Annotated in this window: 16 protein-coding genes and 1 pseudogene; 11 read left to right on the top strand and 6 right to left on the bottom strand. The window is 61.7% G+C overall.

Annotated features, from left to right (window positions below; translation table 11 throughout):
* Positions 1–62: 62 nt before the first annotated feature.
* On the bottom strand, positions 63–1,559 hold the full coding sequence (locus AC2T6E_RS05285) for an NCS1 family nucleobase:cation symporter-1 (RefSeq protein WP_023335187.1): 1,497 nt from the start codon (positions 1,557–1,559) through the stop codon (positions 63–65).
* 144 nt (positions 1,560–1,703) lie between these two features.
* Between AC2T6E_RS05285 and AC2T6E_RS05280 the strand changes: the two genes are divergently transcribed.
* From AC2T6E_RS05280 to puuE, 3 genes and pseudogenes are all read left to right on the top strand, one after another.
* Positions 1,704–2,420, top strand: coding sequence for a GntR family transcriptional regulator (locus AC2T6E_RS05280; protein ID WP_218307998.1), 717 nt, complete (start codon positions 1,704–1,706; stop codon positions 2,418–2,420).
* Positions 2,420–3,296: pseudogene (gene hpxA / locus AC2T6E_RS05275) on the top strand (allantoin racemase). The gene AC2T6E_RS05280 and the pseudogene hpxA overlap by 1 nt, the downstream one beginning before the upstream one ends.
* Positions 3,214–4,113, top strand: a complete 900-nt coding sequence (gene puuE / locus AC2T6E_RS05270) for an allantoinase PuuE (RefSeq protein WP_235028107.1) — start codon at positions 3,214–3,216, stop codon at positions 4,111–4,113. The pseudogene hpxA and the gene puuE overlap by 83 nt, the downstream one beginning before the upstream one ends.
* Before the next feature lie 115 nt (positions 4,114–4,228).
* On the opposite strand, the gene hpxZ is transcribed toward puuE, so the two are convergent.
* Genes hpxZ through hpxW form a run of 4 tightly spaced genes read right to left on the bottom strand, consistent with a single transcriptional unit; the run spans position 4,229 to position 7,788 of the window.
* On the bottom strand, positions 4,229–4,615 hold the full coding sequence (hpxZ, locus tag AC2T6E_RS05265) for an oxalurate catabolism protein HpxZ (RefSeq protein ID WP_431642005.1): 387 nt from the start codon (positions 4,613–4,615) through the stop codon (positions 4,229–4,231).
* Positions 4,612–6,009 (bottom strand): AtzE family amidohydrolase, encoded by a 1,398-nt coding sequence (locus tag AC2T6E_RS05260; RefSeq protein WP_120158506.1) that lies wholly within the window; start codon positions 6,007–6,009, stop codon positions 4,612–4,614. Before AC2T6E_RS05260 ends, hpxZ begins: the two co-directional genes overlap by 4 nt.
* Positions 6,006–6,194, bottom strand: a complete 189-nt coding sequence (gene hpxX, locus AC2T6E_RS05255; protein WP_120158507.1) for an oxalurate catabolism protein HpxX — start codon at positions 6,192–6,194, stop codon at positions 6,006–6,008. Before hpxX ends, AC2T6E_RS05260 begins: the two co-directional genes overlap by 4 nt.
* A gap of 10 nt (positions 6,195–6,204) precedes the next feature.
* Positions 6,205–7,788 (bottom strand): oxamate amidohydrolase, encoded by a 1,584-nt coding sequence (gene hpxW, locus AC2T6E_RS05250; protein ID WP_486690780.1) that lies wholly within the window; start codon positions 7,786–7,788, stop codon positions 6,205–6,207.
* A gap of 143 nt (positions 7,789–7,931) precedes the next feature.
* On the opposite strand from hpxW, the gene hpxU reads away from it, so the two are divergent.
* From hpxU to hpxK, 7 genes are all read left to right on the top strand, one after another.
* Positions 7,932–8,771 carry a MurR/RpiR family transcriptional regulator HpxU gene (hpxU, locus tag AC2T6E_RS05245; protein WP_059311094.1) on the top strand — a complete coding sequence of 280 codons (840 nt, stop codon included), beginning with the start codon at positions 7,932–7,934 and terminating at the stop codon, positions 8,769–8,771.
* 191 nt (positions 8,772–8,962) lie between these two features.
* Positions 8,963–9,745 (top strand): transporter substrate-binding domain-containing protein, encoded by a 783-nt coding sequence (locus AC2T6E_RS05240; protein WP_010429429.1) that lies wholly within the window; start codon positions 8,963–8,965, stop codon positions 9,743–9,745.
* Positions 9,746–9,749: 4 nt separating this feature from the next.
* Entirely contained in the window at positions 9,750–10,415 is a 666-nt protein-coding gene (locus AC2T6E_RS05235) for an amino acid ABC transporter permease (protein ID WP_348573333.1), read from the top strand.
* Positions 10,415–11,071 (top strand): amino acid ABC transporter permease, encoded by a 657-nt coding sequence (locus AC2T6E_RS05230; protein ID WP_071787484.1) that lies wholly within the window; start codon positions 10,415–10,417, stop codon positions 11,069–11,071. The genes AC2T6E_RS05235 and AC2T6E_RS05230 overlap by 1 nt, the downstream gene beginning before the upstream one ends.
* Positions 11,052–11,789: an amino acid ABC transporter ATP-binding protein gene (locus AC2T6E_RS05225; RefSeq protein ID WP_486690777.1), complete on the top strand. Its 738-nt coding sequence runs from the start codon at positions 11,052–11,054 to the stop codon at positions 11,787–11,789. Before AC2T6E_RS05230 ends, AC2T6E_RS05225 begins: the two co-directional genes overlap by 20 nt.
* A gap of 13 nt (positions 11,790–11,802) precedes the next feature.
* On the top strand, positions 11,803–13,044 hold the full coding sequence (locus tag AC2T6E_RS05220) for a pyridoxal-phosphate-dependent aminotransferase family protein (protein ID WP_218308002.1): 1,242 nt from the start codon (positions 11,803–11,805) through the stop codon (positions 13,042–13,044).
* Positions 13,041–14,279, top strand: coding sequence for an allantoate amidohydrolase (hpxK, locus tag AC2T6E_RS05215; protein ID WP_486690774.1), 1,239 nt, complete (start codon positions 13,041–13,043; stop codon positions 14,277–14,279). The genes AC2T6E_RS05220 and hpxK overlap by 4 nt, the downstream gene beginning before the upstream one ends.
* Here the strand turns inward: hpxK and AC2T6E_RS05210 are convergent.
* The gene (locus tag AC2T6E_RS05210) at positions 14,276–15,391 is read right to left on the bottom strand and encodes an ABC transporter ATP-binding protein (RefSeq protein WP_486690772.1); all 1,116 of its coding nucleotides are present in this window, start codon (positions 15,389–15,391) and stop codon (positions 14,276–14,278) included. The genes hpxK and AC2T6E_RS05210 overlap by 4 nt on opposite strands.
* 321 nt (positions 15,392–15,712) lie before the next feature.
* On the opposite strand from AC2T6E_RS05210, the gene AC2T6E_RS05205 reads away from it, so the two are divergent.
* Positions 15,713–16,927, top strand: coding sequence for an extracellular solute-binding protein (locus AC2T6E_RS05205; protein ID WP_041910573.1), 1,215 nt, complete (start codon positions 15,713–15,715; stop codon positions 16,925–16,927).
* The last annotated feature ends 30 nt before the right edge of the window (positions 16,928–16,957 follow it).

Raw genomic sequence — 16,957 nt, 5'->3', positions numbered from 1 at the left:
GCAGCAAGAACGGTGCCAAAAAATGGACGGGCCGCAGATACCCTGCGGCCGGAAGGAGGGGATTACTCTTTTTGCGTTGCCACGCGGGAGCCGAACGACGTTGCGCCCGCCGTCTCGCGATCTTCCCGCGCCAGCCAGCGGTAGGTCACGCCGCCGAGGAAGACGCCGATGAACCAGCTGAAGTTCGCCACCTCATGCAGAGCCGGGATGAAGCTAATCACCAGGCCTACGGCAACGGACGGGATCAGCGCGCCAATGGCTTTCGGGTTAAAGCCGTTGCGATACCAATATTTGCCCTTTGGCGTGTCGTCGAACAGATCGTCGACCGACACCTTGCCGCGTTTAATCAGGTAGAAGTCGGCAATCAGAATGCCGAACAGCGGGCCGATGAACGCCCCGAGCACGTCCAGGGTGTAGTGGATAAGCTCCGGCGAGTTGAACAGGTTCCACGGGGTGAGCAGGATCGAGCCGACGGCGGCAATCATGCCCCCGGTGCGGAAGCTGATTTTCTGCGGCGAGCAGTTAGAGAAATCAAACGCCGGGGAGACGAAGTTCGCGACGATGTTGATCCCGATGGTGGCGGTGATCATCGTCAGCAGGCCAATCGCCACGGCCAGATCGTTGCCCACGCGGCTGACGGTCTCGATCGGGTCGGTGATCATGCGGCCAAACAGCGACTGGGTGCCGGAGACAATGACTACGGTGACGATGGAGAACAGCAGGAAGTTAAACGGCAGGCCCCAGCGGTTGCCACGGCGGATCTCGCCCATGCTTTTGCCGTAGCGGGAGAAGTCGCCAAAGTTGAGCAGCGGGCCGGAGAAGTAAGACACCACTAGCGCGGTCGCGGTGATCATCTGCCAGGTCTGCTCGCCCGCGCTCAGGGATTTGCTGGCGAGGGTGAAGGAAATGCCGTCAAAACCGGTCTTGTATACAATCCAGCCTGCAAGGGCCAGCATCACCACGTAGACCGCCGGACCGGCGATATCAATAAAGCGCTTGATGGCGCTCATGCCGTGCCAGAAGACCATCGCCTGCAGTACCCACATGATGGCAAAGCAGATCCAGCCCAGATGCGACAGGCCCAGGAACGCGCCGGTGGTAAGCGAAGAGAGCGACGGCCAGAACTTCAGCGCCACCAGCATCAGGGCATTGGCGGCCAGATAGGTCTGAATGCCATACCACGCGAAGGCAATCAGCCCGCGGATCACCGCCGGAATATTGGCCCCGAAGACGCCAAACGCCTGACGGCTTATCACCGCATAAGGCACGCCCGCCATCTGGCTCGGTTTGGCCACCAGGTTGGCGCACAGCTGCACGATGCAAATCCCCACCAGCAGGCAAAGCAGCACCTGCCAGCTTGCCAGCCCGAGCGTAAAGAAGCTCGCGGCGACAACATAACCCCCCATGCTGTGGACGTCCGACATCCAGAACGAAAAAATGTTGTACCAGCTCCAGTTCTGGTCACGCGTCGGTGCCAGATCCTCATTGCAAAGACGTGGGCTGTAAACCGCACCGGAATCAGCGGCCGTACCCTGCTGCGCGTTTTGACTGTTTGGCATGAAACCTGCTCCTGTGAATGAAAACCCGTTGAGTGGGAGTGCAGACGGTGTTGCAGGATCCAGGCCAAAATAATAAATCTTGTATGCAATATTTTATTTTTATGTATACGATTCGATAACGAAGAGTAAAAGACGGAGTGGTGAATGAACAACATGAACGCCCTGCAGACCGCGCCAGACCTGCATGACAAAGATGAATCGATCTTTCAGGCGCTGATGACCGCGATTGTCGAACATCAGCTGCTGCCGGGGAGCAAACTGCCGGAAGAGGCGCTGGCCGAGGTGTTTGGCGTAAGTCGCACGGGCATCCGAAAGGTGCTGCAGCGACTCGCGGCTGTGCAAATGGTCACTTTAACGCCCAAACGTGGTGCACACGTTGCCAGCCCGACGGTGGAAGAGGCGCAGCATATCTTCCGCACCCGCGCCCTGCTGGAGGTGGCCAACCTGCCGGACGTGCTGGCCCGCTGTCAGCCGCCGCACCTTGCCGCGCTGGAGGCCATTATTCGTCAGGAGCAGCAGGCGCACGAGGCGTACGACGGCCCGGCGGCGATCCGCCACTCTGCCAATTTCCACATTCAGCTGCAGGCGATCTCCGGCAACCAGGTGCTGACGGAGATGGTGACCGGCCTGAGCCAGCGCTCCTCGCTGGTGATTGCCACCTGGGGCGCGCCGTGGCGGCAGGGCTGTCGCTGCAACGATCACGAACAGCTTGTGGATCTGCTGCGCCAGAAGGCGCTCCAGCCGCTCAGCGATGCCTTAATGCACCATTTTGAACATATCGTCGCCAGCCTCTGCTTCGAGCGGGCGGGCGAGTGCCTGCCTGATTTTGCCCGGCTGTTTGCCGGCCACAAGGAGTCGTAATGTCCTCTGTCTGTATACAAGTAATCAACCCCAACACCAGCCTCGCGATGACGGAAACCATCGGCGCGGCGGCCCGCGCGGTGGCGGCACCGGGGACGGAGATCCTCGCGGTCTGCCCGAGCGCGGGCGTGCCGTCTATAGAAGGCCACTTTGATGAAGCCATCGCCGCCGTGGGCGTTCTCGAACAGGTCAAGCTCGGCAGAGAGCAGGGCGTGGAGGGTCACGTCATCGCCTGCTTTGGCGATCCGGGCCTGCTGGCGGCGCGCGAGCTGGCGCAGGGGCCGGTGGTAGGGATTGCGGAAGCCGCCATGCATATGGCGACGCTGGTGGCGACGCGCTTTTCGGTGGTTACCACGCTGCCGCGCACGCTGATTATTGCCCGTCATCTGCTGCACCAGTATGGTTTTCAGGATCGCTGCGCGGCGCTGCACGCTATCGATCTCCCGGTGCTGACGCTGGAAGACGGCAGCGGTCTGGCGCAGGAGAAGGTGCGCGCGCGCTGTATACAGGCGCTGAAAGAGGATGGCTGCGGCGCCATCGTGCTGGGCTGCGGCGGCATGGCGACGCTGGCGCAGGAGCTGACCCGAGAGCTGCGCGTGCCGGTTATCGACGGCGTCAGCGCGGCGGTGAAGATGGTGGAATCGCTGGTGGCGCTGGGGCTGTCGACCAGCAAGCACGGGGATCTGGCCTTCCCGGAGAAAAAAGCGTTAAGCGGACAGTTTCAGGCATTGAATCCATTTTGAAGGTGAGGGGAGACGTAATGGCGCTTTTTGAACAGGATTACCCGCGGGATCTGCGCGGTTACGCAGGCAACCCGCCGCACGCGCGGTGGCCGAATCAGGCGCGCATCGCCGTGCAGTTTGTGCTCAATTATGAGGAAGGGGCGGAAAACCACGTTCTGCACGGCGATGCCGGTTCCGAGCAATTCCTGTCGGACATCATCGGTGCGGCCAGCTACCCGGATAAACACATGTCGATGGACTCCCTCTACGAATACGGCAGCCGCGCCGGGTTCTGGCGGATCCACAGTGAATTTCAAAAGCGCGGCCTGCCGCTGACGGTCTTTGGCGTGGCGATGGCGCTGGCGCGTCACCCGGAGATCGTCGAGGCAATCAAGGGTGCGGATTACGACGTGGTGAGCCACGGCTGGCGCTGGATACACTATCAGCACATGGATATCCAACAGGAGCGCGAACACCTGCACAAAGCGGTGCAGGTGTTGACCGACCTGTTCGGCAAGCCGCCAACCGGCTGGTACACCGGGCGCGACAGCCCCAACACGCGCCAGCTGGTGGTGGAGCATGGCGGCTTCGACTACGACAGCGACTACTACGGCGACGACTTACCCTTCTGGACGGAAGTGGCCTGTAGCGACGGCACCCGCAAACCGCACCTGATTGTGCCCTACACGCTGGATGCAAACGACATGCGCTTCGCCACCGCTCAGGGGTTTAATACCGCCGAGCAGTTTTATACGTATCTGAAGGACAGTTTTGACGTGCTGTACGAAGAGGGGGAAAGCGCGCCGAAGATGATGTCCATCGGCATGCACTGCCGCCTGCTCGGGCGTCCGGGGCGTTTTCGCGCGCTGCAGCGGTTTCTTGATTACGTGCAGCAGCACGAGCGGGTGTGGGTCTGTACCCGCCAGCAGATTGCGGAGCACTGGCGGGAGGTACATCCGTTTCAGAAATAATTGTGCCGTGTTTTGCCGGGTGGCGGCTGCGCCTTACCCGGCCTACAGGACCCACAGAGCATACGGAGCATCGTAGGCCCGGTAAGCGCAGCGCCACCGGGCAGGTTTTTCAGCGTTACACCATCAAACTCACCTGCGCCGCAACAATGCGCCACCCGTAGGCAAACCGCACCCACGTCTGCTGCTGACGGCCAATGCGTTCCGTGCCCTCCCGGGTAAACTCGGTGCTGCACACCGCGTAATCCTCGCCGAAGGTGGTGATGGCGGTGTGGCGCAACGTCCGCTGCAGCCCGGCGGACGGGCGCGCCGCGCGGAAGGCGCGGATTTCATCAATCCCGTACAGGTTTTCACCCGCTCCCAGACGCACCGTGTTTTTGTCGTGCCAGAACAGCTCGTCCAGCACCGCAACGTTGTTGCTGACCAGCGCGTCTTCATAGCGGTAAAACGCGGCGGTCACCTCGGCAACCACCCACGGCAGGTTAATGTCATCGTGATTCATCATGCGGCCACCTCCGCCGGACGGGCATCGGCGATCCCGCTCTCTTCCAGCACGCGCGCGACGCGCAGGCAGGCCTGCTCGTTAAACGGCGCGGCAATCAGCTGCAGGCCAATCGGCGCACCCTGGGCGGTGCGCAGCGGAACGGTGGTCACGGGCAGGCCCAAAAACGAAATCGGCTGGGTCAGCATCCCCATGCTGGCGCGAATGGGGAGCGGCTGGCCGTTAATCTCCATGGTCTGCTCACCCGCGAGCGTCGCACTGCGCGGCGTTGCCGGGGCGATCAGCACGTCGGCCTGCGCGAAGAGGGTTTTAAACGCCTGCCGGGCGTGCGCGCGAAACCGCTGGGCCTGAATGTACCAGGCGGAGGGGATCATCGCCCCGGCCAGCAGCCGTTCGCGAGAGTGTGGTTCAAAACGCTCGGGCTCGCGGCGAAGCGCAGGCAGGTACTGGTTTCCCCCTTCGGAGGCGCTGATGATAAACGCTGCCGAGCGCGCCAGCTCGGCGTCCGGAAACTGCAGCTCATCCTGCACGTCGAGCGCCTTCGCCACCCGCGCCACGGCGTCTCGGGCATCCGCGTCGCACCAGGTGGTGAAGTAGCCGCCGAGCACCGCGCAGCGCAGGCCGTCAAGCCCGCGCTCAAGCAGGGGGCGCGTCTGCTCGCGCGAGCTCTCTGCCTGAAAACCGTCGCTGCTGTCCCGCCCCTGCAGCGCGTCATACACGGACGCCAGGTCGCACACGCGGCGGGCAAAGGGACCGATATGATCCAGGCTCGCGACAAACGGATGGCTGCCGGATCGCGACAGGCGGCCAAAGGTGGGCTTCAGTCCATAGATGCCGCACAGGGAGGCCGGAACGCGAATCGAGCCGTTGGTGTCGGTGCCGAGCGAAAAGTGCACCAGCCCGGCGGCCACGGCAGCGGCTGAACCGCCGGACGACCCGCCCGCAATGCGCGCCAGATCGTGCGGGTTACGCGTCGTGCCGTAGTGGCTGTTTTCGGTAGTGAAGCCGTAGGCGTAGGCGTCCATATTCACCATCCCGGTCAGCAGCCCGCCCGCGCTGCGCAGCTGGCGCACTGCGAAGCTGTCAGCGGCCGCGGCGGGGCGCTGGCTGAACAGCTCTGCCCCGGCGAGGGTGGTGTGACCGGCAACATCGAACAGATTTTTTACCGCGTAGGGCACGGCCGCCAGCGGTGGCAGGGGGCGCTTCTCGCGGCGCAGGGTGTCGATGCTCTCGGCTTCGGCGAGCATGCGTTCTTCCGTCACGGCGGTCCAGGCGTTGATCTGCGGGTTAACGCGCGCAATGGCCTCCAGCGTCTGGCGAGCAATCTCGCGAGCGCTCAGCTCGCCCGCGCTCAGCGCATGCTGGATCGCGCTGATACTCATCTCGTGTAGCCTCATGCTTTGTATACTCCTGCGATCTCCAGACGGTCATCGAGCGGCAGCGCCATCAGCGGGGCGGCCAGGGCGGCAATGCGGCTGAACTGCAGCTGCAGCTCGGTGCGGCGGGCATCGTCCAGCGTCACGCCGAGAACGGACTCCATTTGCGCCAGATACGCCTGCCAGTCGGGTTGTGGTGTCGTCATTGTTTTCTCCTCAGAATCCGGCGGCCGCGCCATTGCTGCGCGGGTCAAATGCCCCTTCGAACAGCCCGTTGGGGTGGCGAACAATCGCGCCCGCGTGGCCCATCGCTTCACTGAAGTCAGGGAACATTTCCACCTCATGTCCCCGCGCGCGGAGCTGCGAGACCGTCTCAGCGCTAAAGCTCCCTTCAAGTTTTAATGTGTCCGAGGTTTGTCCCCAGGTGCGACCCAGCAGCCAGCGCGGGCGGGAAATGCTTTCCTGTAAAGGCACGCCCTGAATCGCGTAGCGGGTAAAGAGCGCAGCCTGGGTTTGCGGCTGTCCGTCACCGCCCATCGATCCGTAGACCATCACTCGCCCATCCTTAAGACGCGCCGCCGCCGGGTTCAGGGTATGGAAGGGCTGCTTGCCCGGCGCGAGGGCCAGAAGATGATTGGGATCGAGGCTGAACGATGCGCCCCGGTTCTGCCAGACGATGCCGGTGTCGGGCAGCACCACGCCGCTGCCGAACTCGTGATAGATACTCTGGATAAACGACACGGCGAGCCCGCTGTTATCCATCACCCCCATCCACACCGTATCGCCGGGGCCTTTACCGGTGCCCCACGGCGCGGCGCGGCTATCGTCAACCCTGTCGACAAGCGCCTGCAGAGCGGCGGGATCCAGCAGTTTCTGAACATCGGTTTTCAGCTCGCGCGGGTCGGTGATGTGGGCATCGCGCAGGCCAAAGGCCAGCTTGGTGGCTTCAACGATGCGGTGAATGGTGTCGGCATCGTCGGCCTCCGCCATGTTCAGACAATCGGTGATGCCGAGTATCGCCAGCGAGACCAGTCCCTGCGTCGGCGGGGCGTGGTTAAAGATCTCCCCCTGCTGATGCTGCAGCTTCAGCGGCGCGGTGCGCCGGGCAGCGTGCGCGTGTAAATCGGCCAGCGTCACGGGCAGGCCCAGCGTCTCCATGCCGTGCGCCAGTACGTTCGCCAGCGGGCCGCGATAAAAGCTGTCCAGACCCTCTTCCACCAAACGCGTCAACGTCGTGGCCATGGCGGGCTGGTAAAACCGGCTCCCGACCTGCGGCGGCTTACCGTCCACCAGCCAGGTTTCCGCGAAGCCGGGGATGGCCTTCAGTTCGTCGAATTTACTGGCCGTGGCATGGGCCTGAGAGGCCGTGACCGGGGTGCCGTTCTGCGCATAGTCAATGGCGTCGGCCAGCAGGCGAGCCAGCGGCAGCGCCTTGCCGGTTATCTCGCGCGAGACCTTCAGCGCCTCGTCCCAGCCGCTCACCGTGCCGGCGACGGTCAGCGCCGCGCGGGGGCCGCGATGGGGAATATTCGCCAGACCGTCGTAGGCGGCAAGCGTTGCGCGCGATCCCGCCGCGCCGCTGGCGTCAATGGCAATAGGTTCGCCTTCCGGCGGCACGATAAGCCAGAAGCCGTCGCCGCCCAGCCCGTTCATATGCGGGTAAACCACGGCAACGGTGGCCGCCGCGGCGACCATCGCTTCAATCGCGCTGCCGCCTTCGCGCAGCACCGCCAGCGCGCTCTGGCTGGCAAGATGGTGGGGCGCAACGGCCATGCCGTGCGTGGAGACATTACTTTGCATGAAAAGTCCTCGTAACCCTGAAAGTCACAAGGTGCTGCAAAAGCTGTTCCAGTTCTGAAAGAAAAGTTTCAGTAAACTGGCACGTATAATGAATACGCAGAATAAAAGGTACAATGTAATGAAACAAAAGTTACAGAGGCGCTATGGAACAGTTAGATGAACGTCTGAAAGCACAGTACCCGTCGCTGTCGCCGCAGGAGCAGCGGGTGGCGGATTTTATTTTCGATCATTTTGACGATCTCATTAGCTACAACAGCGCCGAGCTGGCGCAGCTGAGTGGAGTGTCGAAAGCCACGGTCAGCCGTCTGTTTAAGCGTCTGGGCTATGAGAAATATAAGGACATGCGCGACGAGCTGCGCACCCTGCGCCAGAGCGGGATGCCGCTCACCGATAACCGCGATGCGGTGCAGGGCAATACGCTGCTGGCGCGCCACTATAAGCAAGAGATGGCGAACCTGACCCAGTGGGTCAATGCCCTCGACGCGCAGCAGTTTGCCGACGCCATGGCCTGCATGGTGAAGGCACGGCGCATCGTCATTATCGGCATGCGTAACGCCTATCCAGCGGCGCTGCACCTGCGCCAGCAGCTGCTGCAGGCGCGCGGTCAGGTGCTGGTCCTGCCGCAGCCGGGGCAGAGCCTGAGCGAGGAGCTGGTGGATTTAACGCCGGACGATCTGGTGGTGATGATGGCCTTTCGCCGCCGCCCGCGCATCATCCGCCCGCTGATGCAGCAGCTTCAGAGCAGCGGTATTCCGGTGCTGCTGATGTGCGAGCCGCAGGCGCACAGCCTGTTCCCGCTGGCGAGCTGGCAGCTCTGCGCCCCGCTGGACAGCGTCTCGGCCTATGACAGCTATTCGTCGGTCAACAGTCTGATCAATCTGCTGGCGAATGCTTTCCTGCATGAAATTCTTGATAAAGGCCGTCCGCGCATTCACGACATTGCTTCCCTCTACCAGCAGCTGGACGAACTCGAACAGCGATAATGGGGCATCAGACTGGTGCTTTGCATTAAAATGGTGCAGCTGTCGGGTCGGGAAAACGCACGTTTTTTCGACCCGTCCACGTTTTATCAGGCTTTACAAGAATATTCCCCGCTTCGCTTTATCTGGCACATTAGTTGCAAAATCACATTCAAAGAATCTTTTGTTTCATGTTAACGTTACGGGGAAGCACCATGAAAAAATTGTTGATTGCACTGGCCGGGGCCGCATGCCTCTTCACACAGCTGCCGGCAAAGGCTGACCAGCTTCAGGATATCGAGAAGCGCGGCACCATCCGCATTGCCGTTCCGCAGGACTTCCCGCCGTTTGGCTCGGTGGGGACCGATCTGCAGCCGCAGGGCTATGACATCGACATGGCGCGCTATCTGGCCAAACAGATGAAGCTCAAGCTGCAGCTGGTGCCGGTGACCAGCGCCAACCGCGTGCCGTACCTGCAAACCGATAAGGTGGATCTGGTCATTTCAAGCCTCGGTAAAAACCCGGAGCGCGAGAAGGTGATCGACTTCAGCCGCGCCTACGCGCCGTTCTTCCTCGGCGTGTTTGGCCCGAAAGGTGCCGAGCTGAAAGACGCCGCCGCGCTGAGCGGAAAAACCATCGGCGTGACGCGCGGGGCGGTGGAGGACATGGTGCTGACCGGCCTGGCGCCGAAAGACGCGGACGTGAAGCGCTACGAAGACAACAACACCACGCTCTCCGCCTACCTCTCCGGCCAGGTGCAGTACGTGGCAACCGGCAACCTCGTGGTGGCGGCCATTTCGCGCCAGAACGCGGATAAAGCCCCGGTGCCGAGCTTTATGCTGAAAGATTCGCCGTGCTTTATTGGCCTGAAGAAAAACGAACCGGCCCTGAAGGCAAAAGTGGATGCGCTGATTGAGCAGGGCATTAAGGACGGCACGCTGAACGGCCTGTCCGAGCAATGGCTGAAGGCCCCGCTACCGGCAAGCCTCGGCGTTTAAGTCTATGGCTGAGCAACTCGATTTTTCAGCGCTCTGGCCGTACTGGCCGGAGCTGCTGGCGGGGCTGTGGGTCACCGTTCAGCTGACGGTGATGGCAACCGTCGGCGGGCTGGCAACAGGGATTTTCGGGGCGGCGATCCGCAGCGGACGCACCACCTGGTTCAGCCGGCTCTGGGGCGCGTACGTGGAAATCATCCGCAACACGCCGTTTGTGGTACAGCTGTTTTTCATCGTCTTCGGCCTGCCGAATCTGGGGCTGAAGATGACGGCGGGGGAAGCGGCGCTGCTGGCCATGGTGGTGAACCTCGGCGCCTACAGCACCGAGATTATCCGCGCGGGCATTCAGGTCACGCCGAAAGGGCAGTGGGAAGCCGGACGCGTGCTGGGGCTGACCCGCTTGCAGACCTTTATCCGCGTGGTGCTGCCGCCCGCGCTGCAGCGCATTTACCCGGCGCTGGTGAGCCAGTGCATCATCGTGATGCTCGGCTCGTCGGTGGTGTCGCAGGTCTCGTATGAAGAGCTGACCTTCGCCGCCAACCTGATCCAGTCCAGAACGTTTCTGAGCTTTGAGGTTTATCTGGTGACAACCGGCATTTACTTAGCGCTGTCGATTATCCTGCGCCAGCTGATGATGGCGGCAGGACGCAAATGGCTGGGGGTGCAGGCATGATGACCACCTTTACCGACTGGGACATTATTCGCAACCTGCTGCTGGCCGGGCGCTGGACGGTGCTGCTGTCGCTGGTGGCGTTCGTCGGCGGCGCGGCGGTGACGCTGCCGCTCCTGCTGCTGCGCCTGACGGGCGGGCGCGCGGTGAGGCGCATCATCCGAGGCTACATTGAGCTGTTCCAGGGCACGCCGCTGCTGATGCAGCTGTTCCTGGCCTTCTTTGGCGTGGCGCTGTTCGGCATCGACGTTTCGCCGTGGACCGCCGCCTCGCTGGCGTTAACCTTCTACACCAGCGCGTTTCTGCTCGACATCTGGTTTGGCAGTATTCGCGCCTTGCCAAAAGGGCAGTGGGAAGCCTCGCGCTGTCTGGGGCTGACCTTTGGCCAGACGCTGTTTCGCGTGGTCGCCCCGCAGGCGCTGCGCATCGGCATCGCCCCGACGGTCGGTTTTGCCGTGCAGGTGATCAAAGGCACCGCGCTGGCGTCGATCATCGGCTTTATCGAGCTGACCAAGGCCGGAACCATGCTGACCAACGTGACGTATCAGCCGTTTAAGGTCTTTGCGCTGGTGGCGCTCGGCTACTTTATTCTGTGTTATCCGCTGTCGCGCTACAGCCGCTATCTGGAGACGAAATTCAATGCCTCTCATCACCATTAATCAGGTGCAGAAGTACTACGGCGAAAACCACGTGCTCAAGGGCGTCGATCTGGATATCGACATGGGCCAGGTGATTTCCATTATCGGGCGCAGCGGATCGGGTAAAAGCACGTTGCTGCGCTGCATTAACGGCCTGGAAGGGTATCAGGACGGCAGCATCAAGCTGGGCGGTATGACCATTACCGACCGGGATTCTCAGGCGCGTGAAATCAGCCGCTCGGTCGGGATGGTGTTCCAGAGCTTCAACCTGTTCCCGCACATGACGGCGCTGGAAAACGTGATGCTGGCCCCGCGTCGGGTGCTGAAGAAAAGCGCCGCCGAATGCCGCGAGCTGGCGCAGCGCATGCTGAAAAAAGTCGGTCTCGGTGACCGTCTGGATTACTACCCGTCGAGCCTCTCCGGCGGCCAGCAGCAGCGCGTGGCGATTGCCCGGGCGCTGGCCATGTCGCCGAAAGTTTTACTCTGTGACGAGATCACCTCCGCGCTTGACCCGGAGCTGGTGGGCGAAGTGCTCAAGGTGCTGGAGCAGCTGGCCGCCGAGGGGATGACGCTGATACTTGTTACCCATGAAATGAATTTTGCCCGCGAAGTGGGCGACCGCGTGGTGTTTATGCACCAGGGGAAAGTCTGGGAGCAGGGCGACAGCAAAACGCTGTTCGCCAACCCGCAGACCACGGAACTGAAGCAGTTCATCTCCTCCGTGCGCGGCCTCAACTGATAAGGACTTAACAATGGATATCGCACAATTTCCGCAAATCAATCCGCCCCAGCGCCTGCTGATGGGGCCGGGCCCGATCAACGCCGACCCGCGCGTGCTGCGCGCCATGTCGAGCCAGCTGATCGGCCAGTACGATCCGGCCATGACCCACTACATGAACGAGGTGATGGCGCTCTATCGCGGGGTGTTCCGCACCGAGAACCGCTGGACGATGCTGGTGGACGGCACCTCCCGCGCGGGAATTGAAGCCGTCCTGGTCTCCGCCATTCGCCCGGGAGATAAGGTGCTGGTGCCGGTCTTTGGCCGCTTTGGTCACCTGCTGTGCGAAATTGCCCGCCGCTGCCGCGCGGAGGTGCATACCATTGAGGTGCCGTGGGGCGAGGTGTTCACGCCGGACCAGGTTGAGGATGCGATTAAGCGTATTCGCCCGCGCCTGCTGCTGACCGTGCAGGGCGACACCTCCACCACTATGCTGCAGCCGCTCGCCGAGCTCGGTGCCATCTGCCGCCGCTACGACGTGCTGTTCTACACCGACGCCACCGCGTCGCTCGGCGGCAACGCGCTGGAGACCGACGCCTGGGGGCTGGACGCCGTCTCGGCCGGGATGCAGAAGTGCCTTGGCGGCCCGTCGGGCACGTCGCCGATCACCCTGAGCGCGCGCATGGAGGAGGCGATCCGCCGCCGCAAATGCGTTGAGGAAGGCATTCGCACCGACGCCCACCGCGACGGCGACGAGGAGATGATCTACTCCAACTATTTCGATCTCGGCATGGTGATGGACTACTGGGGGCCGGAGCGGCTGAACCACCACACCGAAGCCACGACCGCGCTGTTTGGCGCCCGCGAATGCGCGCGGCTGATCCTGCAGGAAGGGCTGGATAACGGCATCGCGCGTCATAAGCTGCACGGCGATGCATTGCTGAAGGGCATTCAGGCGATGGGGCTGGAGACCTTCGGCGATCTGAAGCACAAGATGAACAACGTGCTGGGCGTGGTGATACCGCAGGGCGTCAACGGCGACCAGGTGCGCAAGCTGATGCTGGAGGATTTCGGGATTGAAATCGGCACCTCGTTTGGCCCGCTGCACGGCAAAGTGTGGCGCATTGGCACCATGGGCTACAACGCGCGCAAAGACTGTGTGATGACTACCCTGAGCGCGCTGGAGTCGGTGCTGAACTACCTGAAGTTCACCACCACGCAGGGTGCCGCCATGCAGGCCGCGTGGGATCACTATCGCCGCGAGACGCCGCAATGAGCCCGGCAGCAGAACGGGTGATGGCGCGTGCCGACGCGCTGGCCGCCATCAGCGAAACCCCGGATGCGCTGACGAGGGTGTACCTCTCGGCGCAGCATCTGCAGGCCAACCAACTGGTCGGCGAGTGGATGCGCCAGGCGGGGATGACCGTCTGGCAGGACAGCGTGGGCAATATCTGTGGACGCTATGAGGGCGCGCAGGAAGGGGCGCAGGCAGTGCTGCTCGGCTCGCATCTGGACACGGTACGCAACGCCGGGCGCTACGACGGCATGCTCGGGGTGCTCACCGCCATCGAAGTGGTGGACAGCCTGCACCAGCAGGGTGTGCATCTGGCCCAGGCCATCGAGATTGTCGGCTTTGGTGACGAAGAGGGCACCCGTTTTGGGATCACCCTGTTAGGCAGCCGGGGCATTACGGGCACCTGGCCGCAGGGCTGGCTGGAGACCTGTGATGCCAGTGGCATCAGCGTGGCGCAGGCGATGGTGCAGGCGGGGCTCGATCCCGCCCGCGTGGCGCTGGCGGCACGCCATCAGGACGATTTCAGCGCCTGTCTGGAACTGCATATCGAACAGGGACCGTGTCTGGAGCAGGAAGGGCTGGCGCTGGGCGTGGTGGAAGCCATCAACGGCGCGCGTCGCCTCAACTGCCGCTTCACCGGCGAGGCCGGGCATGCGGGCACCGTGCCGATGAACCATCGTACGGATGCCCTGGCCGCCGCCGCCGAATGGATGGTGTTCATTGAACACGCGACCCTGCAGCAGGGCGGCAATCTGGTGGCGACGGTCGGTGAACTGCGCTGCCTGCCCGGCGCGGTCAACGTGATCCCCGGTGAGGTGGCGCTCTCGCTGGATATTCGCGGCCCGCAGGATGCCCCGCTGGACGCGCTCCTCGCGGAACTGCTGGCGCAGGCGCAAACCATTGCCGCTCGTCGCGGGCTGAGCTTCAGCGCCGAGGAGTTTTACCGTATCGCCGCCACGCCGTGCGATGCGCGTTTGCAGGATCTGCTGGGACAGGCCGTTGAGTCGGTGCAGGGGCGCTCATTATCGCTGCCGAGCGGTGCCGGGCATGACACCATCGCGCTGGCAGAACGCTGGCCGGTCGGGATGCTGTTTGTGCGCTGCAGGGGGGGCGTCAGCCACCATCCGGCGGAATCGGTGATGGCTGAGGATGTTGCCCTGGCGATTGAGGCGTTTGGGCGGGCGGTGAGAAAGCTGACTGACGGTGGCGCGCGTTAAGCCACCGAACGCACCGCATCGTCGATATCCGCGCTCACCCGGACATCCTGCTCGTCAAAGACCATGCAGTGGCGATCGTCGAAGGCCACGTCTATCTTCTGCCAGGGCGCGAACTTCACGTCGCCCGGCAGCAAGATCTTCACGTTGTCATGGCCGTAGCATTGTCCAAACAGGTAAGTATTGTTCCCCAGCCGCTCCACTACTTCACAGCTAAATTCCAGCCGCGTGCCGCGGTGAAGGTCAGTGGTTAAATGTTCCGGACGGATGCCCAGCGTAACCTGGCTGCCCGGCTGCAGCGGTGTGGTGGTTATCGCGAGCGTGAGCGACTTCTGCTGCGACAACCTGACGGTGAACTTGCCCGGCTGCCAGGCCTCAACGGTCGCCGGCAGAAAGTTCATCTTCGGAGAACCGATAAACCCGGCGACAAACTTATTCGCCGGTTTGTAATAGAGATCCATCGGGGCGCCCATCTGCTCCACTTTGCCGTAGTTCATCACCACAATTTTGTCGGCCAGGGTCATCGCTTCGATCTGGTCGTGCGTGACATACACCATGGTGGTTTTCAGCTCCTGATGCAGGCGGGCGAGGTGCAGGCGCATCTCCACGCGCAGTTCGGCATCCAGGTTGGAAAGCGGCTCATCGAACATAAAGACGCGCGGGTTACGCACGATAGCGCGGCCAATCGCGACGCGCTGGCGCTGGCCGCCGGAGAGCTGTTTGGGTTTGCGGTCCAGCAGGTGGGAGAGCTGCAGCGTTTTGGCGACCATCTCAACCTGATGGCGGATCTGATCTTTCGGCACTTTATTCACCTTCAGCCCGTAGCCCATGTTTTCGGCCACCGTCATATGCGGATAGAGCGCGTAGGACTGAAAGACCATCGCCACACCCCGATGGGAAGGGGCGATGTCGTTCATCACCTCGTTACCGATCAGCACTTCACCCTCGCTTATCTCCTCCAGCCCGGCAATCATGCGAAGCATAGTGGATTTGCCACAGCCGGAAGGCCCGACGAATACGGCAAACTCACCGTCCTCAATCTCAAGATTAACGTTGTGGAGCGTGACGGTGTCGCCAAAGCGCTTGGTGACATTCCTCAATTGTATGTTCGACATCAGTGTTCCCCAGGTAAACCGCCGAGTATGTTTTACGTATAACAATTGTGTTCAACGTGGCCGGACGGTGCAATTTGTCTGCCTTGACTATAACTTCCAGCATTCATGCGCCCTATACAGATATTCCATTAATGTTATGACGATCACACAACTTACAGTTTTATGTAGAGTTATCATGATGTGAAGGGTAGCGTATAACAAACCAAAGGCATTTGGTGTCAGACGTACAACGCCAGTTTTATCAGGATATATAGCGGGGTTTGTAGGGCATCAGATGCAATAACAACCATAAAATTGTTATACCTTCACATGGGGTTGATAATGAAAAAGAACATACTCGCTGCTCTGATCCTCTCTACGCTCGCGGTACAGGCTCACGCCACCGCGCAGCTTAACGTCTGGGAAGACATCAAGAAGTCGTCCGGTATTAAAGATGCGGTCGCGGACTTTGAAAAACAGTACGACGTTAAGGTCAACGTGCAGGAAACCCCTTACGCACAGCAGCTGGAAAAACTGCGCCTGGACGGCCCGGCAGGCATTGGCCCGGACGTGCTGGTCATTCCTAACGATCAGCTGGGCGGTGCCGTCGTGCAAGGGTTATTGACCCCCCTGAATCTGGAGGCTAAGCAGACCGAACAGTACACCCCGGCCTCGATTAACGCCTTCAAAATGGATAACGCCCTCTACGGCGTGCCGAAAGCGGTTGAGACGCTGGTGCTGATCTACAACAAAGATCTCATCGACAAGCCGCTCAACTCGCTGCAGGACTGGTATGATTTTTCTAAACAGCAGCGCGCAAAAAACCAGTACGGTCTGCTCGCCAAGTTCGATCAGATTTACTACAGCTGGGGCGCGATCTCCCCGATGGGAGGCTACATCTTCGGTCAAAACGGCAAAGGCGGCTATAACGCCAGCGACGTCGGCCTGAACAAGCCGGGCGCGGTAGAAGCCGTGACGTACCTGAAAAAATTCTACGCTGACGATATTTTCCCGGCCGGGATAGTCGGTGACAACGGCCTGAACGCAATCGACTCCCTGTTCACCGAGAAGAAAGCGGCAGCCGTCATCAACGGCCCGTGGGCGTTCCAGCCGTATGAAGCGGCAGGCATCAATTACGGCGTGGCACCGCTGCCCACGCTGCCGGACGGCAAGCCAATGAGCTCCTTCCTCGGCGTGAAAGGCTACGTCGTTTCCACCTGGAGCAAGGACAAAGCGCTGGCGCAGAAATTTATCGAATTCATCAACCAGCCGCAGTACGTGAAAACCCGCTACGTGGCCACGCGGGAGATCCCGCCGCTGACCGCAATGATCGACGACCCGGTAATCAAGAACGACGAGAAGGCGAGCGCCGTTGCGGTGCAGGCCGCGCGAGCCACCGCCATGCCGGGTATCCCTGAAATGGGCGAAGTCTGGGGGCCGGCCAACGCCGCGCTGGAGCTGAGCCTGACCGGTAAACAGGATCCCAAAGCCGCGCTGGACAGCGCAGAGAAACAGGTCCAGATGCAAATCGAAGCCATGCAGGCCAGCAACCAGTAATTTTCTGACGTCGCAGAACGGGAGGCCGCT

The sequence above is a fragment of the Enterobacter sp. B79-1 genome (assembly GCF_057444735.1).
This window is presented reverse-complemented; position numbering and strand designations above follow the sequence as displayed.

Excerpts from the sequence above, each read along its gene's own strand:
- AC2T6E_RS05285 (WP_023335187.1), bottom strand. The coding sequence starts at position 1,559 with ATGCCAAACAGTCAAAACGCGCAGCAGGGTACGGCCGCTGATTCCGGT.
- AC2T6E_RS05280 (WP_218307998.1), top strand. The coding sequence starts at position 1,704 with ATGAACAACATGAACGCCCTGCAGACCGCGCCAGACCTGCATGACAAA.
- hpxZ (WP_431642005.1), bottom strand. The coding sequence starts at position 4,615 with ATGATGAATCACGATGACATTAACCTGCCGTGGGTGGTTGCCGAGGTG.
- AC2T6E_RS05260 (WP_120158506.1), bottom strand. The coding sequence starts at position 6,009 with ATGAGGCTACACGAGATGAGTATCAGCGCGATCCAGCATGCGCTGAGC.
- hpxX (WP_120158507.1), bottom strand. The coding sequence starts at position 6,194 with ATGACGACACCACAACCCGACTGGCAGGCGTATCTGGCGCAAATGGAG.
- hpxW (WP_486690780.1), bottom strand. The coding sequence starts at position 7,788 with ATGCAAAGTAATGTCTCCACGCACGGCATGGCCGTTGCGCCCCACCAT.
- hpxU (WP_059311094.1), top strand. The coding sequence starts at position 7,932 with ATGGAACAGTTAGATGAACGTCTGAAAGCACAGTACCCGTCGCTGTCG.
- AC2T6E_RS05240 (WP_010429429.1), top strand. The coding sequence starts at position 8,963 with ATGAAAAAATTGTTGATTGCACTGGCCGGGGCCGCATGCCTCTTCACA.
- AC2T6E_RS05235 (WP_348573333.1), top strand. The coding sequence starts at position 9,750 with ATGGCTGAGCAACTCGATTTTTCAGCGCTCTGGCCGTACTGGCCGGAG.
- AC2T6E_RS05230 (WP_071787484.1), top strand. The coding sequence starts at position 10,415 with ATGACCACCTTTACCGACTGGGACATTATTCGCAACCTGCTGCTGGCC.
- AC2T6E_RS05225 (WP_486690777.1), top strand. The coding sequence starts at position 11,052 with ATGCCTCTCATCACCATTAATCAGGTGCAGAAGTACTACGGCGAAAAC.
- AC2T6E_RS05220 (WP_218308002.1), top strand. The coding sequence starts at position 11,803 with ATGGATATCGCACAATTTCCGCAAATCAATCCGCCCCAGCGCCTGCTG.
- hpxK (WP_486690774.1), top strand. The coding sequence starts at position 13,041 with ATGAGCCCGGCAGCAGAACGGGTGATGGCGCGTGCCGACGCGCTGGCC.
- AC2T6E_RS05210 (WP_486690772.1), bottom strand. The coding sequence starts at position 15,391 with ATGTCGAACATACAATTGAGGAATGTCACCAAGCGCTTTGGCGACACC.
- AC2T6E_RS05205 (WP_041910573.1), top strand. The coding sequence starts at position 15,713 with ATGAAAAAGAACATACTCGCTGCTCTGATCCTCTCTACGCTCGCGGTA.